Raw genomic sequence first — 17,234 nt, forward strand, 5'->3', positions numbered from 1 at the left:
GCTCTCTGCTGGAGTTCTCTCATGCATCGTCAGATCGCCGGAAAGCTCACCGGACGCGTCACCAAGTGGGTCGTCCTCGTCTTCTGGATCCTCGTCGTCGGCGTGTCCAGCGTCTACGCGCAGAAGCTCACCGACGTCCAGAACAACGAGGCGTCCTCCTGGCTCCCATCCAGTGCCGAGTCGACCAAGGCGCTCGCGAAGCTCGAGCCCTTCCAGGACCCCGACCTGATCCCCACCCTGGTGGTCTACGAGCGGACGTCCGGGCTGACGCCCGCCGACCGCGCGGCGGCCGCCGCGGACGCCAAGCAGTTCCAGACCCTGGACGGTGTCGAGGGCAAGGTCGTCGGCCCGATCCCCTCGGAGGACGGCGAGGCGCTGCAGACCCTGGTCAACTTCAACTTCGGCAAGAACGGCTGGAACGACATGCCGGACGCCGCCGACGAGCTCCGGGACATCTCGGCCATCGACGGCGTGCAGGTCTACGTCGCCGGGGCCGGCGGCCAGGCTGCCGACTCCGCCGAGGCGTTCGGGGGCATCGACTCCACCCTGCTGTTCGCCACCCTCGGCATCGTCATCCTCATCCTGCTGTTCACCTACCGCAGCCCCGTGCTCTGGGTGCTGCCGATCATCTCGGCCGGCTTCGCGCTGACCTCGTCCCAAGCCCTGATCTACCTGCTGGCCAAGTACGCCGACCTGACCGTCAACGGCCAGAGCCAGGCGATCCTGACCATCCTGGTGATCGGCGCGGGCACCGACTACGCGCTGCTGCTGGTGGCGCGCTACCGCGAGGAGCTGCGCCGGCACGAGGACCGGCACGAGGCGATGGCCTTCGCCCTGCACCGGGCCGCCCCGGCCATCCTGGCGAGCGCGGCCACCGTGGTCCTGGGCATGCTGTGCCTGCTGCTCGCCGAGATGAACTCCACGGCCGGCCTCGGGCCGGTCGCGGCGATCGGCATCGCGGTCACGTTCGTCGTGATGGTGACGCTCCTGCCCGCCCTGCTCGTGATCGCCGGCCGGTGGGTCTTCTGGCCCAAGCGGCCCACCTTCGGCTCGGCCGAGCCCACGACCACCGGCCTCTGGGCCCGGATCGGCGCCCGGATCAAGCCCCGCCCGCGGGCGGTGTGGGTCGTGACCGCCGCACTGCTCGGGGTCGCCTGGCTCGGCGTCGTGCAGCTCGACGCGGACGGCATCCCGGTCGAGGACAGCTACACCAAGGAGTTCGAGTCGATCCAGGGGCAGAAGGCGCTGGAGGCGCACGGGCTCTTCGACCAGTCGAACACGGTCCAGGTCGTCGCGAACGCCGACGAGGCGGGCGCGGTGCGCCAGGCGATGACCGGCATCGAGGGGACCTCGGCGCCGTCCAGGCCGGTCATCCAGGGCGACACGGCCTACATCCAGGCGGCCATCGACGGGGACGCCGCCTCGACCGCGGCCTTCGACGTGGTCGAACGCGTCCGTGACTCCGTCCACGGGGTCAGCGGTGCCGATGCGCTGGTGGGCGGCTGGTCGGCGGTCTACCTCGACACCAAGATCGCCTCGGGCGACGACAACAAGGTGATCATCCCAGCGGTGCTCCTGGTGGTGCTGCTCATCCTGATGGTCCTGCTCCGTGCGCTGGCCGCACCGCTCATCCTCGTGGCGACGGTGGTGCTCTCCTTCGGGGCGGCGATGGGGCTCTCGGCACTGCTGTTCCAGTACGTCTTCGGCTTCGAGGTGGCCGACCCCGCGTTCCCGCTGTTCGCGTTCGTGTTCCTGGTGGCGCTGGGCATCGACTACAACATCTTCCTGATGACCCGGGTCCGCGAGGAGACGATGACCCGCGGCACCCGGGACGGCTCCCTGGTCGCCCTCACCTCCACCGGTGGGGTGATCACGTCGGCCGGGCTGGTCCTCGCCGCGACCTTCCTGGTGCTCGGCACCATCCCGGTGGTCTTCCTGGCCGAGCTCGGGGTGGCGGTCGCGCTCGGGGTCATCCTCGACACGATGATCGTCCGATCGGTGCTGGTGACGGCGATCAACATGGACCTCGGCGGCAAGATCTGGTGGCCGAGCAGGCTCGACCGTGGCGACGGCACCATCACCCCGGCCGAGCCCGAGCGGGAGCCCGCCTCGGTCTAGCCCGGAGCTGGTCCGCGCGCTGGGCCCGGGGACTCCCGGGCCGGGCGCGCGACTAGCCTGAGGACGATGAGCGAGCAGCCGACTCCCCAGCAGGTACGCCGTGCCCTGGCCCGCGCCGAGCGGGGCGCGGCGCTGGACGTCCCCGAGGCCACCGCGCTGCTGGCCGCCCGAGGGGAGGAGCTGGACCGGCTCTGCGCAGCCGCGGCGCGGGTGCGGGACGCCGGCCTGGTCGCCGCCGGTCGCGAGGCGGTGGTGACCTACTCCCCCAAGGTGTTCATCCCGGTCACCCGGCTGTGCCGGGACCGCTGCCACTACTGCACGTTCGTGGAGACGCCCGGACAGGCGGCGCGGGACGGCAGGGCGCCGTACCTCTCCCCCGACGAGATCCTCGAGATCGCCCGGGACGGCGCGGCGCTGGGCTGCCTGGAGGCGCTGTTCACGCTCGGCGACCGGCCCGAGGACCGGTGGCCCGAGGCCCGCAAGTGGCTCGACGAGCAGGGCTACGACTCCACCCTCGCCTACGTCCGGGCGATGGCGATCCGGGTGCTGGAGGAGACCGGGCTGCTGCCCCACCTGAACCCGGGCGTGATGTCGTGGGAGGAGATGAACCGGCTCAAGCCGGTGGCCCCCTCGATGGGCATGATGCTCGAGACCACCTCCCGCCGTCTCTTCGAGACCCGCGGCGAGGCGCACCACGGCTCCCCGGACAAGGACCCCGCGGTCCGGCTCCGCGTCCTCGAGGACGCCGGCCGGCTCTCGATCCCGTTCACCACCGGCCTGCTGGTCGGCATCGGCGAGACGCTGACCGAGCGCGCGGAGACGATCTTCGCGCTGCGCGCCACGAGGAAGCGGTACGGCGCCGTGCAGGAGGTCATCGTCCAGAACTTCCGCGCCAAGCCCGACACCGCGATGCGGCACGCCGACGACCTCGGGCTCGAGGAGTACCGCGCCGCCCTCGCCGTGACCCGGCTCGTGCTCGGGCCCAGGGCGCGGGTCCAGGCCCCGCCCAACCTGGTGGACCTCTCGGAGTGCCGCGCCCTGCTCGAGGCCGGGGTCGACGACTGGGGCGGGGTGTCCCCGCTCACCCCGGACCACGTCAACCCCGAGCGTCCCTGGCCCTCCCTGGACCGGCTCCGCTCGATCACCTCCGATCTCGGGTTCGAGCTGCGGCCGCGGCTCACCGTGCACCCGGAGTACGTCCGGCAGGGCGAGCCCTGGCTCGACCCGCGGGTCTCCGCCCACGTCGCCGCGCTCGCGGACGACCAGGGCCTCGCCCGGCCCGGGGTGCACCCGACCGGACTGCCCTGGCAGGAGCCCGACGGCGGCTTCACCCACCTCCACGGCCAGGACGGCACCGGCCGGGTCGACCTGCACGCCGCCATCGACACCGAGGGCCGGACCGCCGACCGCCGCAGCGACTTCGACGAGGTCTACGGCGACTGGGAAGAGCTGCGCAACGGGATGGTCCGTGACGTTTCTGCAGTTCCTGAGCCTCCGGGACAGCCAAGACGTCACGGAGCATCCCCTCGACCCGAGGGGTACGCCGCGCTGCGCGCCGCCGAGGCCGACCCCGGCAACCTCTCCGACGAGCACGCCCTCACGCTGATGACCGCGGAGGGCGACCTGCTCGACCAGGTCTGCCGGCTCGCCGACGACCTGCGCCGCGACACCGTCGGCGACGACGTCACCTACGTGGTCAACCGGAACATCAACTTCACCAACGTCTGCTACGTCGGCTGCCGGTTCTGCGCCTTCGCCCAGCGGCGCACCGACACCGACGCCTACTCCCTCTCCCTGGACCAGGTCGCCGACCGCGCCGAGGAGGCCTGGCAGCTCGGCGCCACCGAGGTCTGCATGCAGGGCGGCATCGACCCCGAGCTGCCCGGCACCGCCTACTTCGACCTCGCCGCCGCCGTCCGGGCCCGCGTCCCCGGCATGCACGTGCACGCCTTCTCCCCCATGGAGATCGTCAACGGCGCCACCCGCACCGGGCTGTCCTTCGAGGACTTCCTGATCAAGGCCCGCGAGGCCGGCCTCGGCTCGATCCCGGGCACCGCCGCCGAGATCCTCGACGACGACGTCCGCTGGATCCTCACCAAGGGCAAGCTGCCCACCGCCACCTGGGTCGACATCATCAGCACCGCCCACCGCGTCGGGATCCCCACGACGAGCACGATGATGTACGGGCACGTCGACAACCCCCGCCACTGGGTCTCCCACCTTCGCGTGCTCTCCCGCATCCAGGACGAGACAGGTGGCTTCACCGAGTTCGTCCCGCTCCCGTTCGTGCACACCAGCGCCCCCATCTACCTCGCCGGCGTCGCGCGCCCCGGGCCGACGCTCCGGGACAACCTGGCGGTCCACGCCCTGGCCCGGATCCTGCTCCACGGCCGGATCCGCAACATCCAGACCAGCTGGGTCAAGCTCGGCACCGACGGCACCCGCGCGATGCTCGACGCCGGCGCCAACGACCTCGGCGGCACCCTCATGGAGGAGACCATCTCCCGCATGGCCGGCTCCGAGCACGGTTCGGCCAGGACCGTCGAGGAGCTCGCCGAGATCGCCGCCGGCATCGGCCGCCCGCTGCGCGAACGCACCACGACGTACGCCGAGCCCACGCCGCGGTTGCGCTAGCCGGGGATTCCGAGGATCGTTCGCGGGCCGGGGGTCCGAACAGTAAAGTCGTCCGGGTCAACGGGGCGGCCGATCGGCCGGACAGGGGTTCGAGGGCGGCGATGGCGGGTTTTCCGAAGGCTGGCGACGAGTACGGCGGCCGCTACCGCATCCTGCGCCAGATCGGGCACGGCGGGATGGGCATCGTCTACGAGGCCCAGGACCTGGTGCTCAACCGCTCCGTCGCGCTGAAGATCGTGCTCCCCTCGCTGCCCGACCGCGAGGACTTCCAGGCCCGCTTCGCCCGGGAGGCCTCGGTCCTGGCCCGCATCCGGTCCCGCAACATCGTGGGCATCCACGAGTACGGCGAGCACGAGGACACCGTATTCTTCGTCACCGAGTACTTCCCCGACGGCGACCTGCAGACCTGGATCGCCACGCACGGGCCGCTCGACCGCCGGGCGTCGCTGGCGCTGGTGGCCCAGGTGTGCGAAGCGCTCGCCGACGCCCACGAGGCCGGCGTGATCCACCGGGACGTCAAGCCCGGCAACGTCTTGCTGTGGAGCCGGCCCGAGGGCCTGATCCCCTACCTGTGCGACTTCGGCATCGCCCTGGACGGCGCCGAGACCCGGGCCAGCCTGACCCGCACCGGCACCCTCGTCGGCAGCCCGGCCTACATGGCCCCCGAGCGGCACTTCGGGCACGCCGCCGACGAGCGCGGCGACCTGTACTCCATGGGCTGCCTGCTCTGGGCGGTGCTGGCCGGGGACGCGCCGTACAGCGGCACCGACTTCCAGATGATGAACTCCCACATCAACGCCCCGGTCCCCCAGCTGGGCACCGGCCACCCGGTGGACGACCGCATCGACGAGGTCCTCGCCGAGGTGATGAACAAGGACCCCGAGCGTCGTACGCCGTCGGCCGCGGCGATGCGGGCGTCCCTGCTCGCCATCATCCGGGACGTCGACGCCGCCGCCGTGCCGCCACCCGCCGTGCTGTCACCCGTCGCGCCGACCATCCCGCCGTCGGCACCCGCCGCTGAGGCCGCGGCGCCTGCCGCGGGCCCGGACCGGACCGCGATCCGCAGCGTGGCGACGCCGCCCCCTGCCCCGCCCGGGCCCGACGTCGCCGAGCCCGCCGAGGACCGCAGGCGCCGATGGGTGCCGGCCGTGCTGGTGGCCGCCGCCGCCGCCGTCGCCGTGGTGGCCGTCACCGGTGTCCTGGTCAGCGCGGGCGAGGGCGAGCCCTCCGCCCCGGCAGCGGAGCTGACCCCCGGCACCACCTCGAGCGCCGCGGCCGAGACGACCGAGGCCACGACCCCGACCGCGCGACCGCTGGCGCGACCCGCGCCACCGCGGGTGAAGGCCGGCCCCGGCTACCGGTCGGTGGTGTTCTCCCTCGTGGCCACGAAGCCGAAGCGGCCGGGCCTCGACCGCATCACCCAGGTCAACGCCGGGCACGGCTGGAAGCCGGCCGCCCGGTTCACCCTGCCCACCCGCGAGGGCGGCGACCGCGGCTGCGTCCGGGTCCGCACGGTGGACCGCGATGGCGCCGACCAGCAGGCCACCAGCAAGCCCGTCCGCAGCTGTGGCACGGCCACCCCCCGGTCGGTGCGACTGGTGCGCACCGACGATGCCTGCACGGCCGGCGCGGGCTGCCACTGGTACAACGTGTACGTCGAGGGGTTCGCCCCCGGCACCAGCCCGCAGGCGTTCGTCTACGACGCGGCCGGGAACCCCTGGTGCGACTGCACCTTCCGGCCGGTGCAGGTCGGCAAGGACGGCCGCGGCGCCCAGGTCCACGAGTGGCAGGTGACCCCCGGCCGGTTCAACAGCTACGTCACGCTGGTCGTCGACGGCGTCCGGCAGCAGGTCTTCGTCCCCTGAGCCGACCCGGCCTGACATGACCGAGGCCACCCGTGCCTGGCGGCTGACGGGTGGCCTCGGTGCCCGAGAGAGCGTTTCGCTCAGGTGCGCTGGGACCGCTTGCGCGAGAGCGCGTCGACCGCGGCGGCGGCGAGCAGCACCACGCCGGTGATGACCTGCTGGTACTGCACGCCGAGGTTGGGCTTGAGGCCCAGCCCGTTCGGGATGATCACGATGACGAGGGCACCGATCACGGCGTCGCGCGGCTTGCCGCGCCCGCCGAAGAGCGACGTACCGCCGATGACCGCCGCGGCGACCGAGAACAGCAGGATGTTGCCGGCGCCGAGGTCCAGCGACACCGAGTGCGACGTCGAGGCGAGCATGATGCCGCCGAAGGCGCCGAACGCCGAGCAGAGCGTGAAGGCGGTGACCTTCATGTGGACCACGTCGATGCCCGCGCGGCGTGCGGCCTCGGCGTTGCCGCCGGTGGCGTAGAGGTGCCGGCCCCAGGTCGTCTTGGAGAGCGCCAGCGAGCACACGATCATCAGCGTGAGCGCGATGACCGCGGCGTACGGAATTCCCGCGATGACGAGGTAGGGGTTGTTGTTGCGGTTCTGGTTGGCCAGGAAGGTCAGCACGATCCCCACCGCGGCGAGCACGCCGCCACGCAGCAGGACCAGGCTCAGCGCGTCGTGCGCCAGGCCGGCGCGCTGCGACGAGATCGACTTCCAGAGCGTGAAGGCCAGATAGCCCGCCACGACCACGATCGTGAACACCCAGCTCAGCGTCGTGGAGAGGTTGGCGTTGGCGAGGTTGAACCAGAGGTCGTAGTCGGTGGTGCCGATCGGCTGCGAGGTGAGGGCGAAGAGCAGCACGCCCTGCCAGGCCAGGAAGAGCGCCAGCGTCACGATGAAGCTCGGGATGCCGACCTTGGCCACCAGGAAGCCGGTGAAGATGCCCACCGCGGCGCCGATGCAGACGGCGGCGGCGATCGCCCACCCGACGTGCTGGATCATGTTGGTCAGGATCAGGACGATCCCGATCGCCACGACGACGGCGCCGGTCCACGCCTTGAGCCACACCGCGAGGGCGATCGCGCCGAGCATGCCCACGATGAGCGACCAGTAGAGGAACGACGGCAGCGCCGCGTGGAGGTCACCGGAGAACACCGCCCGGGCGGCGAAGCCGGCGCACATGCCGCCGCACGTACCGGCGGAGAGGTCGATCTCGCCGAGGAGCAGCACGAACACCAGGCCCATGCCGATGACGGCGATGTAGGCGCCCTGGCCCGGCAGGTTGCCGATGTTGCTCTTCGACAGGAAGCGGTCACTGACCTGCATGAAGATGAGCACGAGGACGACGAGTCCGAGGACCGACGGCAGCGCGCCCGGGTCGCCGGAGCGGAGCTTGCTGATGTAGGACCGGAACGCTCCGGGGATCGTCTGGCGCTCGATGTCGAGCGCGAAGCCGGAGGACTGGTCGCCGCCCCCCGACTCGTTCGACGGCTTCGTGGTCTCGCTGGTGGCAGACATGGCGGGGTCCTCAGATGTTCGCGTTGGCGGTGGCGGGGGCGAGGCCGACGTCACCACTGCGCCCGGCGGTGATGAGCTCGACGATCTGCGTGGTGCTGGTGTCCTTGGTCAGGACCTCGGCGGCGACGCGGCCCAGGTAGAGCGCCGCGACCCGGTCCGCGACCTCCATCACGTCGTTCATGTTGTGGGAGATCAGCACGACCCCGAGGCCCTGGTCGGCCAGCCGACGGACCAGGTCGAGCACCTGACGGGTCTGGGCGACGCCGAGCGCGGCCGTGGGCTCGTCGAGGAACACCACCTTGCTGTTCCACAGCACCGCGCGCGCGATGGCGACGGTCTGCCGCTGGCCGCCGGAGAGGCTCGACACGAGCTGGCGCACCGAGGAGACCGTGCGCACCGACAGGCCCTTGAGCGTCTCGCGGGCCTTCTTCTCCATCTCGCCGTCGGCCAGCATCCCGAACTTGCGGATCTCCCGGCCGAGGAACATGTTCTGGGTGATGTCGAGGTTGTCGGACAGCGCGAGGTCCTGGTAGACGAACTCGATCCCCAGGCTGGTGGCGACGCGCGGGTCGGTGAACTCGACGGGCTTGCCCTCGAACTTCACCTCACCGCTGTCGATGTGGTTGATCCCGGCGATGCACTTGACGAGGGTGGACTTCCCCGCGCCGTTGTCGCCGACGAGCGCGGTCACCTCGCCGGGGTAGACGTTGAGGTCCACGTCGTGGAGGACGTGCACAGGTCCGAAGCTCTTGTTGAGCTTCGTGATCTCGAGGATCGGTTCAGTCACGGGTATCACCGTCCGGTGTCGGGGGCCGAGGGGGGTCTGACCTGATGATGGCCGGGCAGGAACCCCCACCCGGCCATCATCGAGCCTGGATCGTCGTCAGGAAATGCCCAGCTTCTGGCAGTCGTCCTCGATGCCCTTGCAGACCTGGTCGGCAGGGAGGGCCCCCGCGTCGATGACGTCCTGCACGTTGGCCTGGGTGATGACCTGGGCCGGCAGCAGCAGCGCCTGCAGGTCGCGGCTCGGCGCCTCCGGGTCGTCGAACTTGGACAGCGTCAGCCCCAGGGAGGAGGGGTCCGTGCCGTTGATCAACGAGATCGCGAGCGCGGAGGCGGCCGTGGCCTCGTAGTCGACGTTCTTGAAGATCGTCATGCTCTGCTGCCCGGTGATGATGTTCTGCAGGCCGTTCACGCCGGCGTCCTGCCCGGTCACGACGACGTGGCCGTTGAGGCCGGTGCTCTTCAGGGAGCCGATGACCGCGTTGGCGATGTCGTCATTGGCGGCGACGACGCCGTCGACCTGGCCGCCGGCGGCCTGGAGCGCCTGGGTGAACGTCGGCGCCGCGTTCTCGATCTTCCAGCCCTTGACGGTCGACTCGGAGACGATCTCGAGCTTGCCGTCGGCCTCGAGCGGGTCGAGCACGCTGTGGGCGCCCTTGGCGAAGAGCACCGCGTTGTTGTCGACGTCCGTGCCGCCGTCCATCATGATGATCTTCGGCTTGTCGACGTTCTGCGCGTCGAGGCAGTCCACCATGGTCTGCGCCTGGAGCTTGCCGACCTCTTCGTTGTCGAAGGAGACGTAGTACGGCGCGGTGCCGCCGAGGTTCACGCGGTCGTAGTCGATGGTCTTCACGCCGGCCTGGGTGGCCTGCTTCTCGACGCCCACGCCCGAGGGGATGTCGATGGAGTCGAGGATCAGGACCTTGACTCCCTCACCGATCATGCTCTGCGCGATCGAGGCCTGCTTGCTGGTGCTGCCCCCGGCGTTCTGGATGTCGGGCTGGATGCCCGCGGCCGACAGGTACTTCTTCAGCAGCGGCTGGTCGTAGGCGGTGTAGCGCGTCGACGACGTGGTGTCGGGGAGGATCGCCCCGACCTTGCCGGACGCCTTGCCCGCGTCGACGTTGGCCGGGGCCTCGGCCTGGCTCGTCGGGGGGCTGTCGAGGCTGCAGGCCGCCGTGATCCCGCCGCTGCTGCTCCCGTCGGAGCTGTTGTTGTCGTTGCTGTCTCCTCCGCAGGCGGCGAGGCCTGTGGAAGCCAGGATGAGCGCGGCCCCGAGGGGCGCGAGGCGGTGCAGGGCTGTGGACACGTGTCTCTCCTCGACTGGGGGCTGCCCGAGGGCCGGCCCGTTGACCTGACACGAGTGTCGACGGTCACACGATTGCCGTCAAGACTTGAACGCAAAAATGCCGCAACGAGGTGACGTGACGAGTTTGTCGTCACACCTTGACCACAAAGCCGCCCTGAGTGCACAGTTCGTCCATGCCCCGTCGCCGCCCCGAGAGCTCTCCGGGGTCCCCCGCCTCGCTGCGGAGTGCCAACCAGCAGCGGGTCCTCGACGTGCTGCGCGGTGGCGTGCCGGGCGAGCCGCTCGACGACGACGGCGGGTTCACGCAGGCCGAGCTGTCCCGGGCGACCGGGCTGGCGCCCGCCACGGTCTCGAACATCGTGCGCGAGCTGGCCTCGTCCGGGCTGGTGGAGACCGACCCGGGCAGCGGGCGGCGCGGCTCGTCGGTCCGGCTGGCCCGGGGCGCTGGCCTGGTGGTCGGCGTCGACTTCGGGCACAGCCACGTCGCCGTGGCCGTCGGCGACCTGACCGGACGGCTGGTGGCCGAGGAACGACGTCGCCTCGAGGCGGGCCACGGCTACACCGAGGCACTCCGGATGGCCGCGTCGATGCTCGAGGCGATGACGCCCGGGCACGAGACCGTGCGCCACATCGGCATGGGCCTGCCGGCGCCGGTCACCAACGACATCATCCGCTCCTCCGCGATCTTCCCCGGATGGGAGGACGTGGACGCCCGCGCGGCCGCCGAGAAGGAGTTCGGCCTCCCCGTCCATGTCGAGAACGACGCGAACCTCGGCGCACTCGCGGAGCACCGGCACGGCGTCGGGCGCGGGCACGACAGCTCGGTGTTCGTGAAGATCTCCTCCGGCGTCGGCGCCGGCATCATCATCGACAACCAGCTGTTCCACGGCGCGGGCGGCACCGCCGGCGAGATCGGACACCTGACGCTGGACGACCAGGGGCCCCTGTGCCGGTGCGGCAGCCGTGGCTGCCTGGAGGCCTACACCTCGGTCGGGAACGTGCTGGCCATGATGTCGGGACAGCTCCCCGAGGCCGACCTCGACCACGTCGTCGCGGCCGCGCGCAGCGGCAACGTCTCCGCCCGGCGGGCGTTCGAGGACGCCGGGCTGCACCTGGGCTGGGGCCTGGCCAGCATCGTGAACCTGCTCAACCCCTCGCTCGTGGTGGTCGGCGGCGACATGGCCCGGGCCGGAGAGCTGCTGCTGGAGTCAGCGCGGATCGGGTTGCGCCGGCACGCCCTCGACTCGGTCGCCCTCACCCCGGTGCTGGCCAGCGAGCTCGGCGAGCGGGCCAGCCTCGTGGGCGCCGTACTGTTGGCAGCAGAGCGGACCGAGCTGGTCGTCGAGAGCGTGTGACTCGGAGCTCCTCGGGGCATGGATCGATGACCTGCCGGGTACCGGGCATGGTCGGCGTACGTCGTCCGGAATCCGGTTCCGGAGCCGCCGACCTGGTGCCCGTCCCCTGCGGGTGCCGCACCCCTGAACGGAGAAACACATGGCCTTCCTGCTCTGGATCCTCGCCGTCATCCTCGTGGTGACCGGCATCGTCCAGCTCTTCAAGCGCAACATCCTCTGGGGAGTCGTGCTGATCATCGTCGGCTTCGCCGTCGGCCCGGGCGGCTGGAGCGTCATCCGCTGACAGCCGGGCGGGGCGGGGGCACTCCCCCGCCCTGCCCGCCCCGTCCCGGCGGGCACCGGGCTCAGTCGCCGAGGACGATCTCGACCTCGAACCCCTCGGAGCTCTCCAGGTAGAGCGCGGTGTGCTGCTCGCCCCCGGCGTGCGGGTAGCGGTCGGCGAAGAGCTCGTGCCAGCCGTGCGCCGACGACTCGGCCCGGATCCGATCGAGCGTCGCGCGGTCCTCGACGGTCAGCGCGAGGTGGTTGACGCCCGGCCGCATCCGGTCGTACGCCGCGTCCACCTGGTCGCGGGACCGCTCCATGAAGACGTAGGTGCCGTCCGCATGGGCCCACGAGCGGCCGTCGTCGCTGACGTCCCACCCCAGCTCCCCCAGCAGCCAGCCCCACTCGCCGGCCGCCACCACGGGGTCACCGACCCAGAGGTCGAGATGGTGGACGGCTCGAGGCATGGCCCGACCCTAGAGGCACCCCCGGACCTCCCGCCACACCCGTCAGGCGGCAACGGGCACGGCCTCCGCCGCGGGGACCGTCTCCTCGGTCGAGAGCCGTGCCCGCCGGACGCTCTTGCCCAGCTCGCCGAGCAGCAGCAGGACGACCCCCGGCGCCAGGCACAGCGCCCACTGGTTCCCCGTCAGCGGGGTGGTCCGGAAGACGTCCTGCAGCACGCGCATCTGGGTGACCAGCATCGAGCCGACCGCGGCCCACGCGAACGCCCAGAGGAGCTTCGGGTTGGACAGCGTCGCCGGCCCGAACGCACTCTCCTCGGGGTAGCGGAGGTTGAGCGCGAGGAACACGTTCATCAGGCCGAGCCCGACCACCGCCATCGTCTGGCCCACCTCGAGCGAGTCGTACGTCGACTTGCCGATCTGCACCAGGACGAGGGTGGCGGCGGCCATGAAGAGGCCCGCGACGAAGAGCCGCACCATCATCGACCTGACGATGATCGGCTGGTCGAACGGCCGCGGTGACCGCCGCATGATCCCCGGCGTTGCGGTGTCCAGGCCCATCACCGCCCCGATCGGAGCGACGACGGCCATGTGGATCCACAGCACCTGCGAGGGGATCAGCAGGGCCGTGCCCGCGATCGCGAACGCCGAGGAGCCCAGGAACGCGAGGATGAACATGAACAGGTTGGCGATCTGGATGCGCAGGAACTTCTGCAGGTTGTCGTAGACCAGGCGTCCCTGCTCCACCGCCTTCACGATGGTGGCGAAGTTGTCGTCCGCCAGGATCATCTTGGCGGCGCCCTTGGCGACGTCCGTGCCGGTGACCCCCATCGCGATGCCGATGTCGGCGGCTGCGATGGCGGGTGCGTCGTTGACGCCGTCGCCCGTCATGGCGACGACGTTCCCCGTGCGCTTGAGCACCTCGACCAGTCGGACCTTGTGCTCGGGCGCCACCCGCGCGAACACCCCGATCTCCTCGACCAGGCGGTCCGCCTCGTCGTCGTCGAGCGCGGCGAAGTCCGCACCCGTGACGGCGCGCCCCTCGATCCCCAGCTCCCGCGCGATCGCCTCCGCGGTCACGGCATGGTCGCCGGTGATCATCCGAACCCGGATCCCGGCCTGTCGCGCCTCGGCGATGGCCCTCGTCGCCTCCGCCCGAGGTGGATCGACCTCGCCGACCAGCGCCGAGATCTCCAGGTCCTCCATCAACGCCATCAGGTCACCGGACGGGTCGAAGGTCGCCGGATCGAACTCGCGCTGGGCCAGGGCGAGCACCCGGAGGCCCTGTCCGGCGATCCGCTCGTTCTCCGCCAGCACCTTGGCCCGCATCTGGTCGGTCAGCGGCTCGGCCCGGCCTCCCGGCATGCGCGCGGAGCCCGAGCGGTCCAGGACCACGTCGGGCGCACCCTTGACGTAGGCCCGGACCACGGGTGCCCCGTCGGCACCGGGCATCGTGTGGAAGGTCGCCATGAACTTGTAGTCGGAGTCGAACGGCACGAGGGCGATCCGGGGGTGGCTGCGCCGGAACTCGGTGACGTTCACCCCGCCCTTCTGCGCGAGCACGTAGAGCGCGCCCTCGGTCGGGTCGCCGACGACCGCCCCGTCCTGGATGTCGGAGTCGTTGCACAGGGCGCAGGGGAACATCACGTGGTCCAGGTCGCGCTCCGCGTCTCCCGCCGTACGCTCCACCTGCCCGTCGAAGCTGTAGCCCTCGCCGCTGACCGTGTAGCGGTGGGCGACCGTCACCACCTCGCGCGCGGTCATCTGGTTCATCGTCAGGGTGCCGGTCTTGTCGGAGTTGATCGCGGAGGTGGAGCCCAGGGTCTCCACCGCCGGGAGGACCTTCATGATGGCGTTCTGCTTCGCCATGTTCACCGACCCCACCGAGAGGATCGTCGTCACGACGGCCGGAAGCGCGTCCGGTATCGACCCGACCGCGAGCGCGACGCCGATGCCGAACAGGACGGTGAAGGAGTCCCCCTGGGCCAGCCCCATCACCACGATCACGACGAAGGCGAACAGCGCCGCGCCGATGATGAACACGGTCAGCCGGTCCACCTGCCGGGTCAGGGGGGTCTTCTCCACCTTCTGCGCGCCCAGCATGTCGGCGATGTGCCCGACCTCCGAGCCCATCCCGGTCGTGGTCACGAGGATCTCGCCGTGCCCCCGGGTCACGTTGGTGTTCATGAAGGCCAGGTCGAGGCGGTCGCCGATCGGCACCTCGGGCTCGGTCACGGCGTCGGTGTCCTTCTCCACCGCGACGCTCTCGCCGGTCAGCGCGCCCTCCTCGATCTGCAGGGTTGCCGCGAGGACGACTCGGCCGTCGGCGGGGACCCGGTCGCCCGCGTCCACGAGCACGAGGTCACCGGGCACGACCTCCTCGGCGGGGACCTCGGCGACGACGCCGTCGCGGCGTACCTTGGCGACGGCGTTCATCATCTCGCCCAGCGACGCCGCGGCCGCCTCGGCCTTGCCCTCCTGGTGGTATCCCAGCCACGCGTTGAACATTGTCAGCACCAGCAGCCCGATCCCGGTCCGGTACTCGCCGATCAACGCGCTGACCACGGCCGCGACCACGAGCACGATCTGCATGTAGTCCCGGTAGTGCTTGAGGAACTGCCTCCAGACCGGCTCCGGCTCCGGTTTCGCCAAGGCGTTCGGGCCGTGCTGCTGCAGCCGTCGCTGCGCCTCGGCCGCGGTCAGGCCCAGGCCGGGGTCGACGCCGAGCCGGCGCGCGACCTCGGAGACATCGAGCGCGTGCCACGGGACCTCCGACGCGCGGTCCTCCCCCGTCGTCTCGCCCACGGCCCGCCTCCGATCGCGCTCGGGTACGCCGAACTCGTCCCGTCGGAGTCTCACCCGCGCCGCAGCCGGACGGATCCCCCGCGCCGGATGATCCGCCGGCCCGGCGTCGGGCCGTGCGGCCGGGGTCAGTGCCGGAGGGTCACTCCCACTCGATCGTGCCCGGCGGCTTGGAGGTGATGTCGACCGTGACCCGGTTGACCTCGCGGACCTCGTTGGTGATCCGGGTCGAGATCTTCTCGAGCACGTCGTAGGGCAGCCGGGCCCAGTCCGCGGTCATCGCGTCCTCGGAGGTGACCGGGCGCAGCACAACCGGGTGGCCGTAGGTGCGGCCGTCGCCCTGGACACCGACGGAGCGGACGTCGGCGAGCAGCACCACCGGGAACTGCCAGATGTCGCGGTCCAGGCCGGCCCGGGTCAGCTCCTCGCGGGCGATCGCGTCGGCCTCGCGCAGGAGGTCGAGGCGCTCGCGGTCGACGGCGCCGATGATCCGGATCGCGAGGCCGGGGCCCGGGAACGGGTGCCGCCAGACGATCTCGGCCGGCAGGCCGAGCTGCTCGCCGACCAGCCGCACCTCGTCCTTGAACAGGGTCCGCAGCGGCTCGACCAGCTCGAACTCGAGGTCCTCGGGGAGGCCGCCCACGTTGTGGTGGGACTTGATGTTGGAGGTGCCGGCGCCGCCGCCCGACTCGACCACGTCGGGGTAGAGCGTGCCCTGCACCAGGAAGGCGACCTTGTCGCCCTCCGCGGCGCTCTTCTCCAGCACCTCCGCCTCGGCGGCCTCGAAGACGCGGATGAACTCGCGCCCGATGATCTTGCGCTTCTGCTCGGGGTCGGACACCCCGGCGAGCGCGTCGAGGAAGCGCTTCTCGGCGTCCACCACGTGCAGGTCGACGCCGGTCGCGGCGACGAAGTCCCGCTCCACCTGCTCGGCCTCGCCCTTGCGCAGCAGGCCGTGGTCGACGAAGACGCAGGTGAGCCGGTCGCCGATGGCACGCTGCACGAGCGCGGCCGCGACCGCGGAGTCCACGCCGCCCGACAGGCCGCAGATGGCCCGGCCGGAGTCGCCGATCTGGTCGCGGATCCGCTCGATCTGCTCCTCGACGATGTTGACCATGGTCCAGGTCGGCCGGCAGCCGGCGATCTGGTGGAGGAAGTGCTCGAGGACCTTCTGCCCGTGCTGGGTGTGCAGCACCTCTGGGTGCCACTGGACCCCGGCCAGGCCGCGTGCGACGTCCTCGAAGGCCGCCACCGGGGTGACCTCGGTGGAGGCCAGCACCGTGAAGCCCTCGGGGGCAGCGGTCACCGAGTCGCCGTGCGACATCCAGACGGTGTGCTGGGCCGGGATCTCGGCGAGCAGCGTGCCCGACTCGCCCACGCTGACCGGCGTGCGGCCGTACTCGCGGGCTCCGGTGTGGGAGACCTCGCCGCCCAGGCCGCGCGCCATCAGCTGGAAGCCGTAGCACATCCCGAAGACCGGGACGCCCGCGGTGAACAGCGAGGTGTCGATCGACGGCGCCCCCTCGGCGTACACCGAGGACGGCCCGCCGGAGAGCACGATCGCCTTCGGCCGCCGGGCGAGCATCTCCTCGACCGGCATCGTGTGCGGGACGATCTCGGAGTAGACGCGGGCCTCGCGCACGCGGCGGGCGATGAGCTGGGCGTACTGCGCCCCGAAGTCGACCACCAGGACGAGGTCGTGGTCCGTCACCTGAGTCATGGCGCCCTTTCGACGTACGGCGAGGCCCCAGCCTATCGAGGGACATTCCCCGGGGCCCGGCCGGGGAGTGCAGCCGCACGGCCAGACCCTGCCCGCAAATGCAGTCAGGGCCCGGCCGGGGAGGGAGGGTGGCCGGGCCCTGATCGTCCACGCATCTGCTGGACAGTGCCTGGACCGCGGAACCCGGCGATTGGGAGGGAGCGTTGCTGCCGGGTCCGCTGGGCTCAACGAGGTGTGGTCAGGGGGGTTACGGGCTGTGACGGATTGTTTTTCCGGAGGTTCCGGCGGTGCGGAAGAGCAGCACGACGAAGCAGACGACCACGACGAGCGCGGCGAGCCCCACGAGCAGGGCCAGGACCCCGAAGGACGGGTCCGACGCGGCGAGGGCGAGCACGGCCGCGGCGGCCGG

General features: G+C 71.3%; 12 protein-coding genes. 5 read left to right on the plus strand and 7 right to left on the minus strand.

All coding sequences use genetic code 11. The annotated features are described in order from the left end of the window. Positions 1-21 precede the first annotated feature (21 nt). From ABD268_RS01020 to ABD268_RS01030, 3 genes are all read left to right on the plus strand, one after another. Positions 22-2,118: an MMPL family transporter gene (locus ABD268_RS01020; protein ID WP_344146244.1), complete on the plus strand. Its 2,097-nt coding sequence runs from the start codon at positions 22-24 to the stop codon at positions 2,116-2,118. 66 nt (positions 2,119-2,184) lie between these two features. After that, on the plus strand, positions 2,185-4,752 hold the full coding sequence (locus tag ABD268_RS01025; RefSeq protein WP_344146247.1) for a bifunctional FO biosynthesis protein CofGH: 2,568 nt from the start codon (positions 2,185-2,187) through the stop codon (positions 4,750-4,752). Positions 4,753-4,853: 101 nt separating this feature from the next. Next, positions 4,854-6,617, plus strand: a complete 1,764-nt coding sequence (locus ABD268_RS01030; RefSeq protein WP_344146250.1) for a serine/threonine-protein kinase — start codon at positions 4,854-4,856, stop codon at positions 6,615-6,617. Between the two features lie 80 nt (positions 6,618-6,697). Here the strand turns inward: ABD268_RS01030 and ABD268_RS01035 are convergent, their stop codons facing one another. From ABD268_RS01035 to ABD268_RS01045, 3 genes are all read right to left on the minus strand, one after another. Next, a complete protein-coding gene (locus ABD268_RS01035) occupies positions 6,698-8,128 on the minus strand; it encodes a sugar ABC transporter permease (RefSeq protein WP_344146253.1) in 1,431 nt (476 codons plus the stop codon). Positions 8,129-8,138: 10 nt separating this feature from the next. Further along, positions 8,139-8,915 (minus strand): ATP-binding cassette domain-containing protein, encoded by a 777-nt coding sequence (locus ABD268_RS01040; RefSeq protein WP_344146256.1) that lies wholly within the window; start codon positions 8,913-8,915, stop codon positions 8,139-8,141. A 96-nt stretch (positions 8,916-9,011) separates the two neighbouring features. Then, positions 9,012-10,220 (minus strand): sugar ABC transporter substrate-binding protein, encoded by a 1,209-nt coding sequence (locus ABD268_RS01045; protein ID WP_344146259.1) that lies wholly within the window; start codon positions 10,218-10,220, stop codon positions 9,012-9,014. A 173-nt stretch (positions 10,221-10,393) separates the two neighbouring features. On the opposite strand from ABD268_RS01045, the gene ABD268_RS01050 reads away from it, so the two are divergent. Further along, on the plus strand, positions 10,394-11,575 hold the full coding sequence (locus ABD268_RS01050) for an ROK family transcriptional regulator (RefSeq protein WP_344146262.1): 1,182 nt from the start codon (positions 10,394-10,396) through the stop codon (positions 11,573-11,575). A 139-nt stretch (positions 11,576-11,714) separates the two neighbouring features. Continuing rightward, on the plus strand, positions 11,715-11,858 hold the full coding sequence (locus ABD268_RS01055; RefSeq protein ID WP_344146265.1) for a GPGG-motif small membrane protein: 144 nt from the start codon (positions 11,715-11,717) through the stop codon (positions 11,856-11,858). 61 nt (positions 11,859-11,919) lie between these two features. On the opposite strand, the gene ABD268_RS01060 is transcribed toward ABD268_RS01055, so the two are convergent. The 4 genes from ABD268_RS01060 to ABD268_RS01075 all read right to left on the minus strand — a co-directional run bounded on the left by ABD268_RS01060 (position 11,920) and on the right by ABD268_RS01075 (position 17,219). Then, a complete protein-coding gene (locus ABD268_RS01060; RefSeq protein WP_344146268.1) occupies positions 11,920-12,306 on the minus strand; it encodes a VOC family protein in 387 nt (128 codons plus the stop codon). Between the two features lie 42 nt (positions 12,307-12,348). Continuing rightward, entirely contained in the window at positions 12,349-15,108 is a 2,760-nt protein-coding gene (locus tag ABD268_RS01065) for a cation-translocating P-type ATPase (protein ID WP_344146271.1), read from the minus strand. 139 nt (positions 15,109-15,247) lie between these two features. Then, entirely contained in the window at positions 15,248-16,825 is a 1,578-nt protein-coding gene (gene guaA / locus ABD268_RS01070) for a glutamine-hydrolyzing GMP synthase (protein WP_344146274.1), read from the minus strand. A gap of 247 nt (positions 16,826-17,072) precedes the next feature. Beyond that, positions 17,073-17,219: a hypothetical protein gene (locus tag ABD268_RS01075; RefSeq protein ID WP_344146277.1), complete on the minus strand. Its 147-nt coding sequence runs from the start codon at positions 17,217-17,219 to the stop codon at positions 17,073-17,075. Between the last annotated feature and the right edge of the window lie 15 nt (positions 17,220-17,234).

The organism is Nocardioides koreensis (genome assembly GCF_039531775.1).
Taxonomy (GTDB): Bacteria; Actinomycetota; Actinomycetes; order Propionibacteriales; family Nocardioidaceae; genus Nocardioides; species Nocardioides koreensis.